The organism is Streptomyces sp. NPDC046712 (assembly GCF_040645695.1).
Taxonomy (GTDB): Bacteria; Actinomycetota; Actinomycetes; order Streptomycetales; family Streptomycetaceae; genus Streptomyces.
Window position 1 is genome coordinate 12,408 of record NZ_JBEYYW010000007.1, and the last position, 20,658, is coordinate 33,065.

18 protein-coding genes and 2 pseudogenes are annotated in these 20,658 nt (G+C 70.9%); 12 read left to right on the forward strand and 8 right to left on the reverse strand.

All coding sequences use genetic code 11. From position 1 onward, the window contains the following. Positions 1–46 precede the first annotated feature (46 nt). Positions 47–709: a 1,4-alpha-glucan branching protein gene (locus ABZ939_RS11470; RefSeq protein WP_361851972.1), complete on the reverse strand. Its 663-nt coding sequence runs from the start codon at positions 707–709 to the stop codon at positions 47–49. Between the two features lie 151 nt (positions 710–860). On the opposite strand from ABZ939_RS11470, the gene ABZ939_RS11475 reads away from it, so the two are divergent. The 4 genes from ABZ939_RS11475 (at position 861) to ABZ939_RS11490 (ending at position 5,832) form a co-directional block, all read left to right on the forward strand. Then, a complete protein-coding gene (locus tag ABZ939_RS11475) occupies positions 861–1,787 on the forward strand; it encodes a glutaminase (RefSeq protein ID WP_361851975.1) in 927 nt (308 codons plus the stop codon). A 123-nt stretch (positions 1,788–1,910) separates the two neighbouring features. Next, the gene (locus ABZ939_RS11480; RefSeq protein WP_361851978.1) at positions 1,911–4,049 is read left to right on the forward strand and encodes a SpoIIE family protein phosphatase; all 2,139 of its coding nucleotides are present in this window, start codon (positions 1,911–1,913) and stop codon (positions 4,047–4,049) included. A 111-nt stretch (positions 4,050–4,160) separates the two neighbouring features. After that, positions 4,161–4,364 carry a hypothetical protein gene (locus ABZ939_RS11485; RefSeq protein WP_361851981.1) on the forward strand — a complete coding sequence of 68 codons (204 nt, stop codon included), beginning with the start codon at positions 4,161–4,163 and terminating at the stop codon, positions 4,362–4,364. Positions 4,365–4,371: 7 nt separating this feature from the next. Next, complete coding sequence (locus tag ABZ939_RS11490; protein WP_361851984.1) at positions 4,372–5,832, forward strand: aldehyde dehydrogenase family protein; 1,461 nt, start codon at positions 4,372–4,374, stop codon at positions 5,830–5,832. Here the strand turns inward: ABZ939_RS11490 and ABZ939_RS11495 are convergent. Together ABZ939_RS11495 and ABZ939_RS11500 are read right to left on the reverse strand one after the other, a co-directional pair. Further along, positions 5,820–6,548, reverse strand: a complete 729-nt coding sequence (locus ABZ939_RS11495; protein ID WP_361851987.1) for a transporter substrate-binding domain-containing protein — start codon at positions 6,546–6,548, stop codon at positions 5,820–5,822. The two genes, ABZ939_RS11490 and ABZ939_RS11495, sit on opposite strands and share 13 nt — an antisense overlap. Before the next feature lie 23 nt (positions 6,549–6,571). After that, the gene (locus ABZ939_RS11500) at positions 6,572–7,045 is read right to left on the reverse strand and encodes a MarR family transcriptional regulator (protein ID WP_361851990.1); all 474 of its coding nucleotides are present in this window, start codon (positions 7,043–7,045) and stop codon (positions 6,572–6,574) included. 210 nt (positions 7,046–7,255) lie between these two features. Here ABZ939_RS11500 and ABZ939_RS11505 point away from each other — a divergent pair. Both ABZ939_RS11505 and ABZ939_RS11510 read left to right on the forward strand, forming a co-directional pair. Next, positions 7,256–8,625 (forward strand): annotated as a pseudogene (locus tag ABZ939_RS11505) (MFS transporter). 158 nt (positions 8,626–8,783) lie between these two features. Further along, positions 8,784–9,551, forward strand: a complete 768-nt coding sequence (locus tag ABZ939_RS11510; protein WP_361851993.1) for an NPP1 family protein — start codon at positions 8,784–8,786, stop codon at positions 9,549–9,551. A gap of 41 nt (positions 9,552–9,592) precedes the next feature. Here ABZ939_RS11510 and ABZ939_RS11515 read toward each other — a convergent pair whose 3' ends face one another. Together ABZ939_RS11515 and ABZ939_RS11520 are read right to left on the reverse strand one after the other, a co-directional pair. Next, positions 9,593–9,811, reverse strand: a complete 219-nt coding sequence (locus ABZ939_RS11515; RefSeq protein WP_361851996.1) for a DUF6296 family protein — start codon at positions 9,809–9,811, stop codon at positions 9,593–9,595. A 7-nt stretch (positions 9,812–9,818) separates the two neighbouring features. Continuing rightward, positions 9,819–10,688 (reverse strand): helix-turn-helix transcriptional regulator, encoded by an 870-nt coding sequence (locus ABZ939_RS11520; RefSeq protein WP_361851998.1) that lies wholly within the window; start codon positions 10,686–10,688, stop codon positions 9,819–9,821. A 35-nt stretch (positions 10,689–10,723) separates the two neighbouring features. Between ABZ939_RS11520 and ABZ939_RS11525 the strand changes: the two genes are divergently transcribed. The 3 genes and pseudogenes from ABZ939_RS11525 (at position 10,724) to ABZ939_RS11535 (ending at position 13,967) form a co-directional block, all read left to right on the forward strand. Further along, positions 10,724–11,173 carry a nuclear transport factor 2 family protein gene (locus tag ABZ939_RS11525; protein WP_361852001.1) on the forward strand — a complete coding sequence of 150 codons (450 nt, stop codon included), beginning with the start codon at positions 10,724–10,726 and terminating at the stop codon, positions 11,171–11,173. 73 nt (positions 11,174–11,246) lie between these two features. Further along, positions 11,247–12,249: pseudogene (locus ABZ939_RS11530) on the forward strand (IS5 family transposase). 443 nt (positions 12,250–12,692) lie between these two features. Beyond that, positions 12,693–13,967, forward strand: a complete 1,275-nt coding sequence (locus ABZ939_RS11535) for a M23 family metallopeptidase (RefSeq protein WP_361852004.1) — start codon at positions 12,693–12,695, stop codon at positions 13,965–13,967. 211 nt (positions 13,968–14,178) lie between these two features. Here the strand turns inward: ABZ939_RS11535 and ABZ939_RS11540 are convergent, their stop codons facing one another. Together ABZ939_RS11540 and ABZ939_RS11545 are read right to left on the reverse strand one after the other, a co-directional pair. Next, positions 14,179–14,802 carry a TetR/AcrR family transcriptional regulator gene (locus ABZ939_RS11540; protein WP_361852007.1) on the reverse strand — a complete coding sequence of 208 codons (624 nt, stop codon included), beginning with the start codon at positions 14,800–14,802 and terminating at the stop codon, positions 14,179–14,181. A 136-nt stretch (positions 14,803–14,938) separates the two neighbouring features. Next, complete coding sequence (locus ABZ939_RS11545; RefSeq protein ID WP_361852010.1) at positions 14,939–17,017, reverse strand: discoidin domain-containing protein; 2,079 nt, start codon at positions 17,015–17,017, stop codon at positions 14,939–14,941. A 300-nt stretch (positions 17,018–17,317) separates the two neighbouring features. Here ABZ939_RS11545 and ABZ939_RS11550 point away from each other — a divergent pair, with 300 nt between their 5' ends. After that, the gene (locus ABZ939_RS11550; RefSeq protein WP_361852013.1) at positions 17,318–18,124 is read left to right on the forward strand and encodes a pectate lyase; all 807 of its coding nucleotides are present in this window, start codon (positions 17,318–17,320) and stop codon (positions 18,122–18,124) included. 64 nt (positions 18,125–18,188) lie between these two features. Here the strand turns inward: ABZ939_RS11550 and ABZ939_RS11555 are convergent, their stop codons facing one another. Further along, the gene (locus tag ABZ939_RS11555) at positions 18,189–18,956 is read right to left on the reverse strand and encodes an NAD(P)H-dependent oxidoreductase (RefSeq protein ID WP_361852016.1); all 768 of its coding nucleotides are present in this window, start codon (positions 18,954–18,956) and stop codon (positions 18,189–18,191) included. A 97-nt stretch (positions 18,957–19,053) separates the two neighbouring features. Here ABZ939_RS11555 and ABZ939_RS11560 point away from each other — a divergent pair, with 97 nt between their 5' ends. Both ABZ939_RS11560 and ABZ939_RS11565 read left to right on the forward strand, forming a co-directional pair. After that, on the forward strand, positions 19,054–19,923 hold the full coding sequence (locus ABZ939_RS11560; RefSeq protein ID WP_361852019.1) for a helix-turn-helix transcriptional regulator: 870 nt from the start codon (positions 19,054–19,056) through the stop codon (positions 19,921–19,923). A gap of 127 nt (positions 19,924–20,050) precedes the next feature. Next, on the forward strand, positions 20,051–20,635 hold the full coding sequence (locus ABZ939_RS11565; protein ID WP_361852022.1) for a hypothetical protein: 585 nt from the start codon (positions 20,051–20,053) through the stop codon (positions 20,633–20,635). The last annotated feature ends 23 nt before the right edge of the window (positions 20,636–20,658 follow it).

Here is a 20,658-nt window from a genome sequence, read left to right on the forward strand (position 1 = left end):
CGAAGGCTCCCTGACCGCGGGTCGAAGCCGCCGCCGTGCCGCCCGGTCAGCCCGCGTTCCCGCGCACGACGACGAACGCGCCGCGGCCGCGGCTTCCGTCCGGGGACTCCCACTCGGCGGTGACCTGCCCCCGGCCTTCCGCCGGACCGTCCGCCCGGAGCACGCGCGTCACGACGAGAGTGAGCGGCTCCCCGGCGTCCCCCGCCGTCCGTACCGCCAGTTCGGTCCCGTGCGGCCGGTCGGCGACGGCGGTCGGTCCGGTCACGGCCGTGAGGCCGACGCCGTCGAACCGTCCGGTGACGGTGGGATCGGGGGTGTCGGTCGCGCTCTGGGCCTGCGGCTCGGCGCGTCCTTCGAGCAGCGCGAGCAGCCGCTCCACGAGGACCGGGTCGTGGATCCCGTCGTACACCCAACGCTTCCCCAGCACCCCGTGCTCGGAGGTGCCGACGAGGGCCTCCTCGGCCCCGTCGAGCGGAGCCCCGCGATAGGTCAGCGGCAGGTGGTACGAGACTGCGGTGTCACCGGAGCCGTCCGTGACGACCATGAACTCGATGCCGACCTCCCCCTGCGGATCGTCGAGCCGGAAGCCCCCGGCCTTGCCGAGCTCCGGCGCACGCCCGGTGGCGACGTACCAGGGCCGGGAGGGCAGCCAGGAGGCGAGCAGCTCCAGCTTGGTGGGGCTCATGGTGGTGCGGTGAATAACAGCCATACCCCGTGAACTTCCCATCGTCGCCTACGGTTCCCGTCACCAGGGTGACAGGAGCACCTCCCGCCTCAGCCCCCACCGCCGCCCGTCGAGGCGGTCCACGTCGAGATCCCGGCGCCCCCCCGCGGCATGGGCATCCGGTTCGGGCGGCACAATGAGGATCATGCTGCTGTCGTTCCAACCGGTCCTCGAGCGCATCGCCGAGGAGATCGAGGACCTCGTAGGCCGGGGCCGGCCCGCCGACTACATTCCCGCGCTCGCCGCCGGCGACCCGGGCCGGTTCGGGATGGCCGTCGCCGAACTCGACGGGACGGTGTACGGCGTGGGGGATTGGCAACAGCCCTTCTCCACCCAGTCCGTCACCAAGGTGTTCACCCTCGCGCTCGCCCTCGCCCGGGAGGGCGAGCCCCTCTGGGAGCATGTCGGACGCGAACCGTCGGGCAACCCCTTCAACTCCCTCGTGCAACTGGAGTACGAGAACGGCATCCCGCGCAACCCGTTCATCAACGCCGGCGCCCTGGTCGTCACCGACCGGCTGCACAGCCTCACAGGCGACGCGTCGGGCTCCCTGCTCGACCTGTTGCGCGCGGAGAGCGGCAACCAGGACCTCGACTTCGACCGGGACGTCGCCGCGTCGGAGACCGCGCACGGCGACCGCAACGCCGCGCTGGCCCACTTCATGGCCTCGTACGAGAACATCGCGAACCCGGTTCCGGTGCTCCTGCGCGAGTACTTCCGGCAGTGCTCGATCGAGGCGTCCTGCGCCGACCTCGCGCTCGCCACCGGCTTCCTGGCCCGCCACGGCATCCGCGCCGACGGCTCACGGCTGCTCACCCGCAGCCAGGCCAAGCAGGTCAACGCCGTCATGCTCACCTGCGGCACCTACGACGCGGCCGGGGACTTCGCCTACCGCGTGGGTCTGCCCGGCAAGAGCGGCGTCGGCGGCGGCATCATCGCCGTCGTCCCGGGCCGCTGCACCCTGTGCGTCTGGAGCCCCGGCCTCGACGAGCGCGGGAACTCGGTCGCGGGCGTCGCCGCCCTGGACCGCTTCACCACCATCACCGGTCTCTCCGTCTTCTGACCGCCGCGGCGACCACGGACGCGACCGCCGCGCGGGACCACGGACCGGTCGTTACGGCGACCGCCGACGCGGCCCGAGCGATAATGGGACGAACCACCCGGGCCGTGACGCTGGAGGTGCCTGGTGACCAGCACGGTCGGACCGACCAGAGGCACCGAGGGGGTCGATGCCGCGCTCACGAAAACGGTCCGCCGTACCGGTGCCGCCATCGGCGCCGTCTATCTTCTGGCCCCCGACGCACAGGTGCTCTGCCTCGAGGCACTCTGCGGCGCTCCGGCGGAATTCGCCGCCCCGTGGGCGCGGATCTCGGTGGCCGCACCCGCGCCGGTGGCCGACGCCGTCCGCGAGAACCGGCTGATCTGGGTGGGCAGCCAGCAGGAGATGGCCCGCTCCTATCCCCGTACCGCGGTGGCCCTGCCGTACCCCCTCGCCCTGGCCGCCGCACCGATCACCGGTGCACGCCCCTGGGGCTCGCTCCTCCTGATGTGGCCGGCCACCCACCCACCGCGGCTGACCCGGCGGGAGCTCGGCATGGTCACCTCCTGCTGCAGGCGTCTTGCCGCGCTGCTGCAAGTGGCGGCCGAGAACGGCAGGCCCTTCGTCCACGCCGACCTGCCCCGCGTCCTCCCGCTCGACACCGTACGCCCGCCCCCGACCTCCGAGCAGACGGTCGTCGACTTCGCCGACCGCCTGCCCGGCGGCTGCTGTGCCCTGGACCTGGACGGACGCGTCACCTATCTCAACGACGGCGCCGCCGAACTGCTCGGCAGTGACGCCGAGACCCTGCTGGGGACGCTGCCGTGGCAGTCCCTGCCCTGGCTCGACGACCCCACCTACGAGGACCGCTACCGCGCCGCGATCATCAGCCGCGAGCCCGTCTCCTTCGCGGCCTGCCGCCCGCCGGACCGGTGGCTGGACTTCCACCTCTACCCGGACGCCGGCGGTGTGAGCGTCCGTATCGTGCCCACCGGCGGAGCGCCCCCGGCGAGCCCCGCTCCCCGACGACAAGAGACGGCCACCGCCACCCCGGCCCGCGCCGGACAGCTCTACCAGATGATGCACCTGGCCGCGGGCCTGACCGAGGTCGTCGGCGTCCAGGACGTCGTGGATCTGGTCGCCGACCAGATCATGCCCGCCTTCGGCGCGCAGGGCCTCGTGCTGTCCATGGTCGACTCCGGCCGCCTCCAGATCACCGGTCACCGCGGGTACCCCGCCAAGGTCGTCGAGCGACTGGACGGGCTGCCCGTCGACACCAGCTTCACCCCCGCCGGGCGGGCGCTCTCCAGCGGCATTCCCTCGTTCTTCGCCGACCCGCAGGAGATGCGGCGGATCTACCCCGAGGCGGTGCCGATCAGCGGCAAACAGGCGTGGGCGTTCCTGCCCCTGATCATCTCCGGCCGGCCCGTGGGCTGCTGCGTCCTGTCCTACGACCGGCCCCACACGTTCCCCGCCGAGGAACGGGCCGTCCTGACCTCGCTCGCCGGCCTCATCGCGCAGGCCCTCGACCGCGCCCGGCTCTACGACATCAAGCACCGGCTCGCCCAGGGACTCCAGGAGGCGCTGCTGCCCCACAGCCTCCCCGCCGTGGCGGGCCTCGACGTCGTCGCCCGCTACCTGCCGGCCACGCGCGGCATGGACATCGGCGGCGACTTCTACGACCTGATCCGGCTCGGCGACACCGCGGCCGCGGCCGTCATCGGCGACGTCCAGGGCCACAACGTCGCGGCCGCCGCGCTGATGGGTCAGGTCCGTACGGGCGTCCACGCCCACGCGACCCTCGGCGAGCCTCCCGACCAGGTGCTCTCGGCCACCAACCGGCTGCTCACCGATCTCGATCCCGGCCTGTTCTGCAGCTGCCTCTACGTCCATCTCGACTTCGCCCGGCGACGCGTGAGCCTCGCCAGCGCCGGACACCCGCCGCCTCTGGTACGCCTCGCCGGGCTTCGTACCGCCCCGCTCGATGTGACGCCGGGCCCGCTGCTCGGCGTCATGCCCGGAGCCGAGTACCCGGTCACCGAGATCCCGCTCACCGCCGGACTGTTGCTGCTGCTCTACACCGACGGTCTCGTCGAGACACCGGGTACCGACTTCGACGACTCGCTCGCCGAACTCGCGGGGCATCTCGCCGTGGCGGACGACCGGGACCTGGACCACCTCATCGACACCCTGCTGGAGGAGGTCCGCCCCGCCCGGCTGCGTACGGACGACATCGCGGTGCTGGTGCTGAAGGACCGTACCGGCCCCGAACACCTCGGCCGTTGACGCGCCGCGGTGGGCCGGTCGGTCGACTCCGGGCGCCGTCCGAGCCGCGCCGCGAGGCGAGCGGCGGCCGCGCGGGTCAGGATGGAACGGCCGTCACGACCAGGAGCCGCCATGCCCGATCGATCCACCCACCAGGACCCCGCCCTCGCTCCGGCCCCCGCCGCGTGGGAGGCCCGGACCGTCGCCGCACCCGGCCAGGGGTACCCCGCCCGCTGCATGACCGCCGGGGACTACTGGTACGACCGGGGCGCGGAGGGCGCAGGCGCGGGCCCCACCGCGCCGCTCGGGCCGTGCCCACGTCAGGGCGCGGAGTAGCCGCACGGTGGTCGTCACGCGTGGGTTGCTGATCGGCGGCGGGGAGATGCCCGCCGCCTCCGGCCGCACCACCGAGGACCTCGACCCGTACACCGGCGAGGTGTACGCGACCGTGGCCGCCGCCGGCCCCGAGGACGTCACCCGGGCGGTCGAAGCCGCCCACGCGGCCTTCCCGGCCTGGGCGGCACTCGCCCCCTTCGCCCGCCGCACTGTCTTCCTGAGGGCGGCCGACCTCCTCGACGCCAGGGCCGAGGAGGCCGCCGCGCTCATGGCCCACGAGACCGGCAGCACGCGCCCGTGGGCGTACTTCAACGTGGCGCTCGCCGCGAACATCCTGCGCGAGGCCGCCGCGGCGGTCACCGCACCCCGCGGTGAGGTCCTCAGCGCCCAGGCGGAGGGCACGCTCGGCCTCGCGGTGCGCGAACCGCTCGGCGTCGTCGCCGCGTTCGCACCCTGGAACGCGCCGCTCATCCTCGGCGTACGGGCCGTCGCCGCTCCCCTCGCCGCGGGCAACACGGTCGTGGCGAAGCCGAGCGAGAACGCGCCGGTCGCCGCCGGGTACTTCGTCGCCGACGTGCTGCGTGAGGCCGGGCTGCCCGACGGCGTTCTCAACGTCGTGACCAACGCCGTCGAGGACGCCGCCGAGATCGCCGAGACACTGATCGCCGATCCCCGGGTCCGCGCGGTCGACTTCACCGGATCGACCCGCACGGGCCGCGTCATCGGCACGCACGCGGCGCGGCACCTCAAGCCCGCGGTCCTGGAACTCGGCGGCAAGAACTCCGTGATCGTCCTCGACGACGCCGACGTGGAGTACGCCGTCGACGCGGCCACGTTCGGCGTCTTCATGAACTCCGGCCAGATCTGCATGTCCGGCGACCGCGTCCTCGTCCACGACCGTGTCGCCGAGGAGTTCACGCGGCGGTTCACCGCCAGGGCGGCGGCGCTCCCGTCCGGCGACCCGGGCCACCCGCAGACCGTCGTCGGCCCGTTGGTGAGCGCGGCCGCGGCCCGGCGGGTCGCCGGGCTCGTGCGGGACGCGGTCGCCGCGGGCGCCACCCTGCTCGCCGGCGGCGGGGAGCCGCGGGGGGCGGTGCACCCGCCGACCGTACTGAGCGGCGTGACCCGGGACATGGACCTCTACTACGCGGAGGTCTTCGGACCCGTGTGCGTGATCGACACCTTCGCCGACGACGACACGGCCGTCGCCCTGGCCAACGACACCGACAATGGACTGACCTGCGGCATCATCACCGAGAACGCCACCCACGGCCTGGCGGTCGCCCGCCGCGTCCACTCGGGCATCGTGCACGTCAACGACCAGTCCGTCGCCGACGAGCCCCACGCACCCTTCGGGGGCGTCAAGGCATCCGGCTACGGGCGCTTCGGCGGGCGCTGGGGCATCGAGTCCTTCTCCAACATCCGCTGGGTCACGATCGCCGGCCGGAAGGCCCGTTACCCGTTCTGAGGGGGAGCGACGAGCGCGTCGGACTGGTGTGAGCGTCGCAGCGCGTCGGCGACGAATCCGCCCGCCTTCAGCTCCTCGACGAGCTCGGCAAGGAACCGGACGGTCCCGGGCCGCCGGGACAGGGTCGTGCCCACGGCCTGCCGGATCTCCATGAACCGTTCCTCGATCAGCCGGAGTCCGGGATCGGACGCGACCACCTCCGTCATCGGCTGCCTGATGCCGGCCGCCACCTCCAGGCCCTCGGAACGGAAGACGTCGACGCCCTCGTCCCCGCGGACGACGGACGCGTGCCGCAGCGTGCGCGAGAGGAAGAGGTCGTAGGCGGAGCCCCGCTTCACACCGATCCGGACACCCGCACGGTCGATGTCGGCGGCCGTGGTGAAGGCCGAGTCCCGGGGCACCGCGTACACCCCCTCGATCACGACGTACGGCGCGGTGAAGGCGACCTCGGCCTCCCGCGCCGGCTCGACGGCCAGGAAGCAGAGGTCGGCGCGGCCCGTTGCCATCGCCTCGTACGACTTGCGGGCCGCGTCGAAGCAGACGAGCTCGACCGGCACGCCCAGCCGCGCACCGATCTCCCGCGCGAGGTCGACCGTGACCCCGGCCGGGGACTCCGGCGTGCCCTGGGCCAGGACCGGATTGCCCAGGTTGATCGACGCCCGCAGTACGCCGGTCGGCGCCAGATCCTCGGTTATGTCAGTCGTCACGCTCGTCATGGGGCGGAGTCTAGGACACCGTCTCAGACCGGGTGCGTGGCGTCCGGGCGCGGCCAGGGGCGGCCTTCCAGGCGCTCGATGTCGCTGTTGAACCGCTTGAGATACGCGGCGAAGTCGGCCACCTCGTCGGCCGTCCAGTCACTCAGGACCCGTTCCAGACCGTGGATGTTCTCGGCACGGTCCGCGTCCAGGCGGCGCCGGCCCTCGGCCGTGATGCTGAACTTGCGGGCGATCCCGCCGTCGGGGTCCGGGATGCGCTCGACGACTTCGGCCTTCAGCATGGCGGCGGTCTGCCGGTTGAGCGTGGAGGCGTCCAGGCCGAACGCCTCGCTGAGCTGGCCGATGGACATGGGCCCGTCCATCCGGATGCGGCTGAGCAGGACGTAGGCGCTCCGGTCGAGCCGCCCGCCGGTGCTCCGCGTCCGGGGGTTGAACAGATGCGAGTGCCGCCCGACGAGCATGGTCTCGAACTCGATCAGGTGCGTGGGCTTTTCCATGGGTGTCATCCTCCCAACCCCGCACGGCGTCCCGCCAACCACCGACTGCCTCATATGCAGGATACATGGACTGTGTACTCTGCATGTGATGTGTACGATGCACATCGCTGAGCAAGCGCCAAGGAGAACCACGTGCACAGCTCAAGGACCGACGCCCGCCCCGGCGGTGTCGTCGGCGTACTCGCCTTCGCGGGCATCGTGGCCGCGCTCATGCAGACCCTCGTGGTCCCGCTCCTCGGCGATCTGCCCCGCCTCTTCGACACCAGCGCGTCGAACGCGTCCTGGGTCGTCACCGCGACCCTGCTGTCGGCCGCGGTCGCGACGCCGGTCGCGGGCCGCCTCGGCGACATGTACGGCAAGCGCCGCATGCTGCTCGTCTCCGTGGCGCCCCTCGTCCTGGGCTCGGTCGTCTGCGCCCTGTCCTCCTCCGTCGTCCCGATGATCGTCGGACGCGGACTGCAGGGCATGGGCATGGGCGTCGTCCCCCTCGGCATCAGCCTGCTGCGCGACGTGCTGCCGGCCGAGCGGCTGGGCGGATCCATCGCCCTGATCAGCGCCTCCATGGGCGTGGGCGGCGCGCTCGGCCTGCCGTTCTCCGCGGCCGTCGCCGAGAACGCCGACTGGCGCGTGCTGTTCTGGGTCGCCGCCGTCCTGAGTCTCGCGGTCGGTGTGCTGATCAGGCTGCTCGTCCCCGCGGGCCGGACCGACGCCGCCCCGGGCCGGTTCGACGTGCCGGGAGCGCTCGGCCTGGGCAGCGCCCTGGTCTGTCTGCTGCTCGCCGTCTCCAAGGGCTCCGACTGGGGCTGGGGGAGCGCCACGACCCTCGGCCTCTTCACCGCCGCGGTCGTCGTCCTGCTGGCCTGGGGGTGGTGGGAGCTGCGCACCGCCGAGCCGCTGGTGGACCTGCGTGTCACCGCTCGCCCGCAGGTACTGATGACGAACGGGGCCTCGGTCCTGGTCGGCTTCGCGATGTACGCCCAGTCGCTGGTCGTGCCGCAGCTCCTCCAGCTGCCCGAGGCCACCGGCTACGGCCTGGGCCAGTCGATGCTGGCGATGGGGCTGTGGATGGCCCCCGCGGGGCTGATGATGATGCTCCTCGCCCCGCTCGGCGCCAAGCTCACCGCCGCCCGCGGCCCCAAGGTCACGCTGGGCGTCGGCAGTCTGGTCATCGCCCTCGGGTACGCGTCCGCCCTGCCGCTCATGGGATCGACCGGCGGCCTGCTCGTCGTGACCCTCGTCTGCAACACGGGCGTCGGCCTCGCGTACGGCGCGATGCCCGCCCTCATCATGGGCGCCGTGCCCGTCTCGGAGACCGCGTCGGCCAACAGCTTCAACACGCTGATGCGCTCGATCGGCAGCTCCGTCTCGGCCGCCTCATGGGCGTCGTCCTGGCCCAGATGACCACGGACTTCGGCGGCCATCTGCTGCCCTCCGAGGACGGATTCCGCGCCGCCCTGCTGATCGGCAGCGGCGTGGGCCTCGCGGCCGCGGTGGTCGCCTTCCTCATCCCGGTGCGGCCCCGGCCCGACACCCCCGAGACCCCCACCGCCTCACGCCCCGCGTCCGAGGCCAAGGTCTGACCCTCGTACGCACGCCGCGGGAAGCTCGCGGCGAGGACTCGGCCGTCCTTCATCGCACGGCCACCGCAGTGCCCTCCACGGTTCGCAGGGGTACGGCATGACTGATCTGGGCATGCCAATCGCGTCGCCCCATGTGGTGGTCCGTCAGGAGGACACAAGTGAAGACGAGTTCGCGGGTCCGCAGGGTCTCGCTCATTCTCGGCAGCAGCATCGCACTGGTCGTCGCCGTTCCGGGCAGCGCCCTCGCCGCGCCGCCCACGGCGCTGCCCGCATCGGCGGACGGGCTGGAGCAGACCTTCCAGCCCGCCTACGACTACGACACGGACGGCTGCTACCCCACCCCGGCCATCGGTCCGGACGGGACCGTCAACGGCGGTCTCAACCCGTCCGGGGCCCTCAACGGACAGTGCCGGGACTCCTGGGACCTCGACAACACCAACGGCTACGCGCGCTCGAAGTGCAACAACGGCTGGTGCGCCGTCCTGTACGGCCTCTATTTCGAGAAGGACCAGGCCGTGGCGGGCAGCGGACTCGGCGGGCACCGCCACGACTGGGAGCACGTCGTGGTGTGGATCCAGAACAACGAGGCCCGTTACGTCTCCACCTCCGCGCACGGAAACTTCAACACCTACGGCCGTGACCGGATCCGCTGGGACGGGACGCACCCCAAGATCGTCTACCACAAGGACGGCCTGAGCACGCACTGCTTCCGGCCCGCCAACTCCAACGACGAGCCGCCCGAGAATCACAAGCACCAGTGGCAGTTCCCCGCCCTGGTCGGCTGGAACGGATACCCCGCAGGGATCCGCGACAAGCTCAGCCAGGCCAATTTCGGAAGCGCCGTCTTCGGTCTGAAGGACGGCAACTTCGCGCCCCATCTGGCGAAGGCGAAGCCGGCCGGCATCCCGTTCGACCCCTATGCCTGACCGGCTTCTCCACCTGACGGACGCCTACGCCTGACGGGAGGTCATGGCGCGGGTTCGGCGCGCGCGGGCACGTCGTGTGTCTGGTGGCCTCCGCTGGCCAGTATCCGTACATTGCCCTGCTCGTCGATCTCGGCCTGCACGATGCCGGTCTCGTCGGCGTACACGGGGTGCCCGCCCGCGCCCTTGCGGTCGGTGCGGGTGACCACGATGGAGTCACCCGACACCGGAAATGTCAGCTCGTAGCGTTCGACGCTTTCCATGCGCCCTTTATAGGTGAACCGCACGCCCGTCAGCCGTTCCGACACCTCCCACAGGCGGCGGCCGGTCTCCGGGCCCGTCGCCCCGGTGGACAGCCGTGAGTCGGCCGTCGGAGTCCGTGAAGTGGGCGGCGCTCTCCGCGTCCGCCGGGTAGTACGACTCGATCGTGACCTCGGCCAGTGTGATGTCCATCGGGTTGCCGAACGTGGTGGTGGTCGAGAACAGCCGCAGCTCTTCTCCTCGTCCGCCGAAGCGGAAGATCATCGGGAGCACGGTGTCGGATTCGACGGCCGGGCTTGTCGTGTCCTCGGGCCCGGGCGTCAGCAGCTCCTCGTAGAGCGCGGTGAGCTCGGCGTCGGGAGCGGTGGCGAGCCGACGCGCGATGCGGGAGCGGAACACCGAACGTACGTCGGCCAGGTTGACGAGCCGCGGAGCGAGCCCGCGCGGGTCCAGCGCCAGCCGCACCATGTTGACCGGCGGCCGCAGCAGGTCGGGAGCGACATCTGCGAAGAACGGGGCGACCGCGCGATTGGTCGTCACGATGTTCCATCGGCGATCGAGCACCAGGGCCGGGTACGGCTCGTGCGCACGGAGCACCCTGCCGACCGCCTCGCGGGCCGCCGCCAGTGCGTCGCTGCCGAGTGGGCGCTCGGCGTACCGGGGTGCGAAGCCGGCGGCGAGCAACAGCTGGTTGCGGTCGCGCAGCGGCACATCGAGCTGATCCGCGAGCCGGAGGACCATGTCGGCGCTCGGCCTGGACTTTCCGGTCTCGACCAGGCTGACGTGACGAGCCGATACGTCGGCGGCGATCGCGAGATCAAGTTGACTGAGTCGTCGGCGATGCCGCCACTGCCGCAAGAGCTCCCCGACCGTGTACACGATCACCAAGATGACGCATCGGGGAGCCGGGCGCCATGAAATCCGAGTTCATCGACAACCCTGGCGACCGCCGAAACACTGCGTCCATGACCACAGAAACAGACAACAGGAGCATCGTCGAACAGGCGCTGGCGCAGCTGATCGCGACCGGTGACGTGGAGGCGCTCGAGCCGCTGCTGAGCGACGACTTCGTCCATCACAGGTCGGATGGGACCTCGTCCACGAAGGCGGTATGGCTCGCCGCCGTCCGAGCGGTGCCGCTTGCCGACCTACGGGTCGAGGTCCATCACGTGCTGGCCGACGGCGATCACGTCATGATGCACTCGCGGCGCTGGATTCCCGGTGCCGGGCCGGGCATCGCGGGCGTCGACATCTGGCGGCTGGTCGATGGGCTGATCGTCGAGGGCTGGGAGATCATCGAGCCGGTGGCCGACGCGGCAGCCCACGTGGTGTGGTGGGAGGAAGCCGCGTTGAACGGGAACTAGGGGGCGTATTGCGTTGTGATCAATCTGCGAGATTCACCTTCGCGGCAGGGCCTGGACCGGTAGACCCTCTTGGGTGACTCGCGTGCAACTGACCGATTCGGAGTGGGGGTTCATCGTGCCGTACCTGCCGATCGGCGAGCACGGCCCGTACCCCGAGCGGCTGCGGCAGCAGTTCGAGGGCGTGATCTGGCGGTTCAAGACGGGTGGGCAGTGGCGGGAGATGCCGACGGAGTTCGGCGCCTGGTCGACCGTCCACAACCGCTTCCGGCAGTGGCGTGACGCCGGCGTCTTCGAGGCCCTGCTGGAAGGCATGATCGCGGAAGCCGCGAAGCGGGGCGAGGTGGATCTGTCCCTGGTCGGCATCGACTCCACCACCGCGCGGGCCCATCACGACGCTGCCGGGATGCACCTGGGCGAGGACGTCCTCACCGCTCTGGAAAAAGCTGCCTCCAAGGCGGAGAAGGCCAGGTCAAGGGGGGCTGCTGCGAAGAACAAGCCGGACAGGAGCCCGAAGGCGATCCCGAGCGGGAAGAGCGACGACGCATCCGGCGCCGACGCAAGCTCCGGCTGAAGGCCGCCCTGCTCGGACGCTCCCGGGGCGGACAGACCAGCAAGATCCATGTCGTCGGCGACCGCAAGTGCCGCCCGCTGACGTTCATCCTGACCGCGGGACAGGCTGCCGACAGCCCGCAGTTCATCCCCGTGCTGGGGAAGGTACGGGTCCGCGGGCCCGTCGGCCGTCCCCGCACCCGGCCCGCCGCAGTCGCCGGGGACAAGGCGTACTCGTCCGCGGCAACCGCGCCCACCTGTACAAGCCCCGCATCAAGGCGGTCATCCCGGAGAAGAAGGACCAGGCCGCCAACCGGAAGAGGAAGGGCCGCAGGGGCGGCAGGCCCGTCAACCACGATGCCGACCTTTACAAGGAGCGCAACACCGTTGAACGGCTGATCAACAAGCTCAAGGCATGGCGAGGTATCGCCACCAGGTACGACAAGACCCCGGAGAGCTACCTCGCGGGCCTGCACCTTCGCGCCTCGATGATCTGGATCAAAGATCTCGCCCGAACGACCCGCTGATTACGGCTCGATCCGCACCGACGTGTTCGGGAGGGCGTGGGATGCCCTGCCGTATTCCGCGAGCCATGACGCGCTACGTGGCCGATGCCAGGACCTTGCTGCACATCGTGGCGACCGGGGTGCGGATCAGTCCCGATCATTAGCTTGTCGCACCAAAGCCGGTGCGCTCGCAGGCAGTGTCGCTGCTGTTTGAACGGGTCGGATGCGGCGAGCTCGACGAGGTCGAGGCGTTGCGAATGCACGAGCGCCTGACCGAGGTGAAGATGCGGCTGCTGGGTGCCCGCCGGCCCGGTGGGCGATGGGGCTGGACGGGTGCAGTTCGGCGGCTGCCCTCGGGGTCCTCCGACCGGAACGGCGAGCAGCCGGATTACATGGGCCTGCGCCTCTGCGGCGGGGCGTGCCGGCGGCCTTCCAGAGCCGGGTCCGACGGACGAAAGAGCTCCATGGCAAAGCGCGAACCTCGCAACCGCACGTGTCGCCCCCTGCTCCGCGGCCTCGCCGCCGCCGTGCTCGCGGCTGGCTTGCTGGTGGCCTCGACGGGACCCGGATACGGGACCGACGCGGACGCTCCGGCGGCGTCCGGCGCACAGTTCACACCGTTGACGGCGGCGGTGATGACCGAACCGACGCCGTTCGTCGCCACGGACGGCAAGACCCACCTCTCGTACGAGCTGCTCACCACCAGCTCACTGTCCAGCAGCACGCCGGTGCGGCTCGACCGTGTCGACGTCCGGGACGCCCGCACCCATCGGGTCATCGGCTCGCTGAGCGGGCAGGCGCTGGCCGACGCCGCCAATCCGGTGGGTGACCCCCTGCCGGGTGCGGACGGGTACACCCCGGCGCCGCCGGGGCCGACGCCGACCGTCATCCAGGGCTCCCAGCAGTGGGTCATCTGGATCGACCTGATCCTCGACCGCGGTCAGCCCGCGCCCAGGGCCGTCGAACACCATCTCTCGGGTGCCGTCCTGACCGCCTCCGGCTCCTCCGCCTTCGAGGAGACGGTGCAGCGCACCCGGCTCTCCCGCACCGGGCCGTTGAATCTGGGTGCGCCGGTCCGTCCTGGCACCTGGTACTCCAGCGAGTCGTGCTGCGGCAACACCCACCACCGGCGCGGCCTCGGCCCGATCAACGGTCGCTTCTACGTGCCGCAGCGCTTCGCGATCGACTGGTACCGGGTCGGCGAGCAGGGGCAGACCTGGGAGGACGACCCCGCGCAGCTCACCAGCTACCTGAGCTACCGTCAGCCGGTCGTGGCCTCGGCCGGCGGCAGAGTGGTGGAGGTCCAGGACGGAATCCGGGACAACACGCCGCCCGTCACGCCGCCCGTCCCGCCGATCGAGGAGACCGTCGGCAACCACGTCACCCTGGAGGTCGCGCCGGGCCGCTATCTGCTCTACGCCCACCTGGCGGCCGGCTCGCTCAAGGTCCGGGAGGGCGACCGGGTCGAACCCGGCCAGGTCCTCGGCCTGATCGGCAACAGCGGCAACTCGACCACGCCCCACCTGCACTTCCAGGTGATGACCACAGCCCAGTTCTTCCCGACCGACAGCCCACCGTTCACCTTCCGGCAGTTCCGCGTCGTCGGACAGGTCGAACCCCGGATCTGGGACGACAACCTGGGCCTGCAGCCGACCGGCGTCCTGCCGATCACGCCCTCCCCGTACGACGGCCGTCACCGCGCGCGCTATCCGCTCGACCGCGAGGTCCTGGAGTTCTGACCGGCCTCCGGTCGGGCCGTCGTCCCGGACTCGCGCCCCGGGCAGTCGCTGCCCGGGGCGCACGGCAGTGGTGCCGAGGCGGAGAGGGGGCGGCCGGTAGGAGCCGCGGGGGCGGCGGGGGACTAGGGCGCGTACCGAGTCGTGATCGACGAGTCGTCCCGTGATGCCGCGAAGGCAAATCCATCAGATTGATCACAACGCAATACGCACCCTAGGACGCACCGCCACCGCCACCGCCCCCGTCACCGGCCAAGGCGGCGACCTGATCGGTGATCATGTCCAGGATCGTCGCCGAGGCCTCCGCGTCGTGGCCGAGGACGAGGAAGTTCAGGGTCAGTCCGTCGGTCACGGCGGCCAGATAGCGGGCCAGGACCGGGGTGGGGACCCGGAGTTCGAGACCCATACCGGCGCTGACCTCCTCGATGAGCCCGTGGTAGATCTCGGCGTACCGCTCGTGCTGATGGCGCGCCAGAGGCTCGAACCCCGGTGTGCGCAGGGCGTACTGAGTCAGCTCGTAGGTGAGCATGTGCTCGCCGGGATGAGCGCGGACATGGTCCCAGTACGCCTCGAAGCCGGCCCGGATCGTCTCCCGGAACGTGGCCCGAGGACGCAGCGCCTCCTTCACAACCCCCACGTAATGATCGGTGATCGTCGTGATCACCGATTCCAGGAGCGCCTGCTTGGAGTCGAAGCAGTAGTGGAAGACGCTCAGCGACACGCCCGCCTCGGCCGCGATGGACCGGGTCGTCGTCCTCGGGACGCCGTCCCGGGTCATCGCGCGGATCGCGGCCTCGGTCAGCTGCCGGCGTCGTTCGGCCAGCGGCCTGCGGGACATACGGTGGTTCCTCTCGGTTCTCCGGTCGGCCGCCCCCACCCGGGGAGCGGCACGCGGGCCGGGCGGAGCGGACCCGATCGGATCCGCTCCGCCCGGCCCGGTGGCCGTGCTTCGTCCTGCCTCGTCCCGCCTCGTCTCAGCTGCTGTAGACGCCCACCTCGTGGAGCGAGTACCCCCAGTCCGTGGCGCGCTGCACCCCCTGGACGCGGAGGTACCGGGCGGTGGTTCCGGCGAACCGGGCCGTGTCCAGGCCGCCGTCACCGGCGTCGGTGGACCAGACGGTACGCCACGCGGCGCCGTCGTCCGACACCTCGATCCGGTACGCCTTGCCGTACGCCCGCTCCCAGTCGAGGGTGACCCGCTTGACCAGCTGCGGCTCACCGAGGTCGATGCGCAGCCACTCGCCATCCCGCCACTCGCTCGCCCAGCGGGTGCCCTGATCGCCGTCCACGGCCCGGCCGGGCGCGTAGGAGACGAACGGGTTCCACCACTCCGTGGTGGAGGCGGAGGCCGCCCTGCCCGAGGCCAGGTTCACCCCGGCCCGATGCCGCTCGGATGCGCCCCAGGTGTCGAGGTAGGACTCGGCGCCGCGGAACAGGTCGTCCACCACGCCCTGGCCGCCGACCAGCCGGATGTCCTCGATCCAGTCCGGCACGAGGCCGACGTGCGAGGCGCCGTCGGTGTTGAGGTCCCAGGACCGCTGCCCGGTCGTCTGCCGGTCGACGACGGAGCCTCCGTCGGTGGTACGGAACGGATACCGCACCGGGTTGGGGGTGTCCGCGCCGCGCGGGCCGGGCCAGCCGCCGACGCCGTTCATGTCGGTGCCGTAGCCGTATCCGACGTTGTACTTCTCGCGCAGGGCGTCCTTGCTCTTCGCCTCGCCGCTGAAGGCCTCGGCACCGTTCATGTACTGGGCCGCGAAGCCGCCGAGTCGGTAGAGCCGCTCGGTCCAGTTGTCGTCCATCCAGCTGTGGGAGGAGATCACCCCGGGATACGACTCCGACTCCAGGATGTCGAAGGCCCGGCCCGCGGCCTTGACGCTCATGTGGTCGATCTCGAGCATCATCTTGCGCTTCATCATGCCCCGCACCGCGTACTCACCGAGTTCTGTGAGACCTCGGGTGTTGCACTGGGCGTCGGAGGCGTATGCCGGGACCGTGACGCCCGCCGGCAGCTCCTTCTGCGCCGCGGGTGCCGCGGCGAGCCCGATCGGGTTGTCGTGCTGTGGGCCGGTGCACTTCTCGGTCTTCCAGAAGGTGCCGGTCGACAGGAACTGGCCCACGTTGATCGCGGTCCCCAGCGCGCCGCTGTCGAACCGGACCCCGCACAGGGCGTTGTCGAACTTGTGGCAGAGGAACATGCTCCGGACGCCCAGCCGGTGGAGTTCGTCCAGACCGCGGTCGATGTCGGCGCGGTCGCACTGCGCGATGTCCAGGATCTGCTTGCAGCCGAAAGGCTCCGAGGTCTCGACGCCGAGGACGACGGCGAGCTTGCCCTGTTCGATGACCTCGCGGGCCTGCGCGGTGTCGGTGACGATCCGGAACCAGCCCTTGCCCGGCCCGCCGAACATCTTGTCGATGTAGGCCTGCATCTCGTACGTCTTCTGGGCCTGCAGGCGGATCGAGGTCATCTCGTCGCAGCTGCGGTCCTTGAAGAAGTAGACCGAGCAGATCACGCCGTTTGTGACCAGGTCGTTGACGAGAACCCGCTGGCCGCCGCGCCAGGCCCGCTCCACCCAGGCGTAGTAGTTCTGCTGGTGGGTCAGCGAGTCATGGGCGGGCCAGTCCTTGAACGTCGGCCAGCCGTTCGGGTCGTGCTTGCCGTCGCCGCCCTTGGTGATGAAGTCGAAGATCGCGAGCGAGCCGTCGGGGTAGTGCTCGGGACAGTCCTTCAGAGCGTCGGCGACGCCCAGCTCGGAGAACGTCTTGCCGCAGATGAGGCGGCCGCCGAAGGCCTCGTTCGACATCAGGTGGTTGTGCGCGTCGACAAAACCGCGCACCTCGCCCTGGGCGTTGGTGCCCTTGAAGGGCTCGCCCGTGACATTGATAGCGGAGTCGGGCTGGGGCCGCGCGATGGGGTTCCACCAGCCGTCGTCGGCGGCGGAACCGGGGGCGGGGCCGAGCAGCATCGCCATCGTGGCGAGGAGCAGTGACAGCACGGCCAGGGCCCTGCGCCTGCGGGTCGGGGAGCTGTGTGGGGGGCGCGTCAGGGACATCGCTCACGTCCTCGGTCGGCTCGGTCGGCTCGGGTGTCGAACGGCGCGGTCGTGAGTTGTCATGCTCCGCGCTAAAGGTGTGTCGAGAATCCCGACTGCGGCGACCGGAGTCAAGAGTCCGGGACAGTTGACCTGATGGCCCGTCGGATCCGGTGCGAGTGGCCGTCACGGGACCACCGCGCCGGGCCGCCTCCGCCTCGGCGAATTCTTTTGCTTGCGGGCGGCAACCCCCTGCGCGGCGGCGGCAACAAGAGGGTGCAAGGAATCGAACAGACCCCCCACACCGAAAGCATGGGATTCATGAGCAGACACAAGAGACGACCGAAGCGCGTCGTCGTCCTCTCCGCGCTCGCCGCCACGCTCGGCCTGAGCACCGCCGTCCTGGCGACCACCCTGATGAGCCCCGCGAGCGCGGCCGGCGCCTGGCCCCAGGCGAAGGGCGACAAGCCGGTCACCGCGACGATCGAGGTCTCCGGGACGTACGACGGCAAGCTCCAGCGTTTCTACGGCAGCGGCGGCCTGGGCGGCGACGGGCAGGACGAAGGGCAGGCCCCGCTCTTCAAGCTGAAGGACGGCGCCGTCCTCAAGAACGTCGTGCTCGGCTCGCCGGCCGCCGACGGCATCCACTGCATGGGCAGTTGCACGATCCAGAACGTCTGGTGGGAGGACGTCGGCGAGGACGCCGCCACCTTCAAGGGGACCTCCGTGAACTCCGTGTACACGGTCTACGGCGGCGGCGCCCGCAAGGCCTCCGACAAGGTCTTCCAGTTCAACGGCGCCGGCAAGCTGGTCGTCACCAAGTTCCAGGTCTCCGAGTTCGGCAAACTGGTGCGCACCTGCGGCAACTGCTCCAAGCAGTACCGCCGTTCGGTCATCGTCAACGACGTGGACGTGACCGCCCCCGGCAATTCGCTCGTGGGCATCAACGCGAACTACGGCGACACCGCCGCGCTGCGCAACATCCGCTTCCACGGCGACAGCAACAAGAAGATCAAGCCGTGCGTCCGCTTCCAGGGCAACAACACGGGCAAGGAGCCCGTCGAGCTGGGCAGCGGCCCCGACGGCACACACTGCAAGTACACCGCCTCGGACATCAGTTACGACTGAGACGGCGACGCCACCGGCGCCCAGTGCGCCGGTGGCGGCTTCCCCTCCCTCCGACGGCCCGCGTTCAGCCCCGCGGGCGGAGATGAATGTCCGGCCCGCTCGTCCCCGGTGCCTCCACACCCGGCAGCAGCCGCATGTCACGTCCGTAGTCGCCGCCGACGAGCGTCCGGTACGGCACCGGTTCGTCCGTGAAGAGCCCGTCGAGCCGTCCCGCGTACGCCCGCTTCGCCACCTCGACCCGCTCCTCGGGCAGCTCGTTCGCTTCGTACACCGCGAAGGGTTCCAGGGGCTCCATCCCGGTGAACCAGAACAGACCGTGCTGCAGCGGGTGGAGTACGTCGGCGAGCCGCCCGTGGATGCCCCGCTCGGAGAACGACGACTCCCGCGCTCCGGCCGTCACCGACACCAGCGCCCGCCGCCCCGCCAGGGCGCCCTCGCTGTAGGGCGGCGGGACTTCCGGACCGTAGCCGAACCCACTGGTGAACACCCGGTCGATCCAGCCCTTGAGGATCGCTGGAGCCGAGAACCACCACATGGGGAACTGCAGGATCACCGCGTCCGACCAGCGCACCTTCTCCTGCTCCGCCGCGATGTCCGCGGACAGCCGCCCCGCCAGCGTGGCCCGCTCCGAGGCGGCCATCACATGCAGCCGTTCGGCAGGGTGCTCGGGGAAGTCGTCCGCGTCCACCGCCGCCTTCCACTTCATCGCGTACAGGTCGGACACCCGCACGTCGTGGCCGGCCGCCCGCAGGTGATCGACGGCGAAGGCGGTCAGGGTGGCGTTGAGCGAGCGGGGTTCGGGATGGGCGCTGACAACAAGGATCTTCTTCATGTCGCCACGTTCTCCCGGCTACGACGAGGCAGCCAGCACCCTGTTCGACGGACGGACCCGTGATCCTGGTACCGCCGGGGCCACCCATACTTGACGCATGAACGGCGTGGACAACGGAATCGGCGGGGTCGGTGACACCGGGCGGGCGCTCGGCGACTTTCTGCGCGCCCGCAGGGGGCGCGTCGCGCCGGAGGACGTCGGACTCACCGGTGGGCGTCGCCGACGGGTGCGCGGACTGCGCCGCGAGGAGCTGGCCCAGCTCGCCGGGATCAGCGTGGACTACTACGTACGTCTCGAACAGGGCCGGGCAACCCAGCCGTCCGCCGAGGTGCTCGACGCGCTCGCGACGGCGCTCCGCCTCGACACGGCGGAGCGCGGCCACCTGACCACCTTGGCCTGCGCGAGGCGTGACCCCACACCGCGGGGACGGGTGAGCCCCCAACTGAGGCGCGTCCTGGCCTCCCTCGCGCACCTTCCGGCCTTCGTGACCGACCACCGCCTCGACGTCGTGGCCTGGAACGCCCTGGGCGCCGAACTGATGGGCGGCCTGGCCGATCCGGGCCGCCGCGACCGCAACAACGCCAGGTTCCTCTTCCTCGACCCCGCCTCCCGGGACGTCCACCCCGAGTGGGAGGAGCGGGCCCAGGAAGCCGTGGGCCAGCTGCGCGTCGCCGCCGGACGCTACCCCGAGGACGTCGACCTGGCCGCGCTGATCTCCGAACTGTCCACACACAGTGCCGAGTTCCGCAGGATCTGGTCCACCGGCGAGGTCGTCATGTGCGTGGCGGGCCGCAAGCGCCTGTGCCACCCGCTGACCGGCCCGCTCACCCTGGACTTCGAGACCCTCCACGTCCCGGCCGCCCCCGGCGAAACCGGGCTGGTGGTGCACGTGTTCAGCGCCGAGGAGGACAGCCGCGAGGCCGCCGCCCTCGCCCGCCTGACCGCCGCTCGCGGTCTCGCCGTCTGAGAGCCGCTCGGGGCCGCAGGGCGCGGAGCCGGTTTTCTCGGGGCCTCCGCCCGACGTCGCCCGGCGGCCATGCGATTGACTGGGGCCGGCAATGACCGAAGGACGCGGAACTCATGGGGGCCACGCGGTGAAGAGCAAAGACACTCCGCTGATACCGGACGCGGAGTGGCTGGAGGAACGGCTGGGCAAGGGCTCGCTCTGGCGACCGGACGAGGCCGGTCTGCCGGCCGAGCTGACCGATGCCGAGTCGAGGGAGTTCCTGCTCACGGTCGGCTTTCCCGCCGTCCACCTCGACGTCGTGGGAATCGACACGAGGCATGTGCGGAAAGCGGACGGGCTGGAGCCGTTCGACGCCGACGAAATCTACGGGAACCGCTACCCCGACGACGACTCCCCGCCCAAGAACTTCTGTTTCGCCGTCGTCGTCTGTGGCGACCAGCATCTGATGCTCGAGGCGGCGGACGGTGGCATCACCCATTACGACCCCAACGGATGGGACCACGGGGACGGTTGGCAGGGACCGGCCGCCGATTCCCTCCCTCGGCTGGCCGTGCTCCTCGGGCTGATCGCCGAGTCGAGCAACGCCCTGGAATCGGACGACGACGCCGTACGCGCGGCCGCCGTCGCCGATCTGCGTGAGCGCATGATCGGCCAGGACCTGAACGTGGACGAATCCGCCTTCTGGGACGAGGTCTTCGATTGCCTGGAGTGAGAACGGGGCCCTGAGGACTGCTC

What these genes read in the sequence shown, in the direction of transcription:
- ABZ939_RS11525 (WP_361852001.1), top strand. Translation starts at nt 10,724, where the DNA reads ATGAAATCCGAGTTCATCGACAACCCTGGCGACCGCCGAAACACTGCG.
- ABZ939_RS11515 (WP_361851996.1), bottom strand. Translation starts at nt 9,811, where the DNA reads ATGGAAAGCGTCGAACGCTACGAGCTGACATTTCCGGTGTCGGGTGAC.
- ABZ939_RS11550 (WP_361852013.1), top strand. Translation starts at nt 17,318, where the DNA reads ATGAGCAGACACAAGAGACGACCGAAGCGCGTCGTCGTCCTCTCCGCG.
- ABZ939_RS11545 (WP_361852010.1), bottom strand. Translation starts at nt 17,017, where the DNA reads ATGTCCCTGACGCGCCCCCCACACAGCTCCCCGACCCGCAGGCGCAGG.
- ABZ939_RS11470 (WP_361851972.1), bottom strand. Translation starts at nt 709, where the DNA reads ATGGCTGTTATTCACCGCACCACCATGAGCCCCACCAAGCTGGAGCTG.
- ABZ939_RS11485 (WP_361851981.1), top strand. Translation starts at nt 4,161, where the DNA reads ATGCCCGATCGATCCACCCACCAGGACCCCGCCCTCGCTCCGGCCCCC.
- ABZ939_RS11495 (WP_361851987.1), bottom strand. Translation starts at nt 6,548, where the DNA reads ATGACGAGCGTGACGACTGACATAACCGAGGATCTGGCGCCGACCGGC.
- ABZ939_RS11535 (WP_361852004.1), top strand. Translation starts at nt 12,693, where the DNA reads ATGGCAAAGCGCGAACCTCGCAACCGCACGTGTCGCCCCCTGCTCCGC.
- ABZ939_RS11560 (WP_361852019.1), top strand. Translation starts at nt 19,054, where the DNA reads ATGAACGGCGTGGACAACGGAATCGGCGGGGTCGGTGACACCGGGCGG.
- ABZ939_RS11475 (WP_361851975.1), top strand. Translation starts at nt 861, where the DNA reads ATGAGGATCATGCTGCTGTCGTTCCAACCGGTCCTCGAGCGCATCGCC.
- ABZ939_RS11540 (WP_361852007.1), bottom strand. Translation starts at nt 14,802, where the DNA reads ATGTCCCGCAGGCCGCTGGCCGAACGACGCCGGCAGCTGACCGAGGCC.
- ABZ939_RS11555 (WP_361852016.1), bottom strand. Translation starts at nt 18,956, where the DNA reads ATGAAGAAGATCCTTGTTGTCAGCGCCCATCCCGAACCCCGCTCGCTC.
- ABZ939_RS11500 (WP_361851990.1), bottom strand. Translation starts at nt 7,045, where the DNA reads ATGGAAAAGCCCACGCACCTGATCGAGTTCGAGACCATGCTCGTCGGG.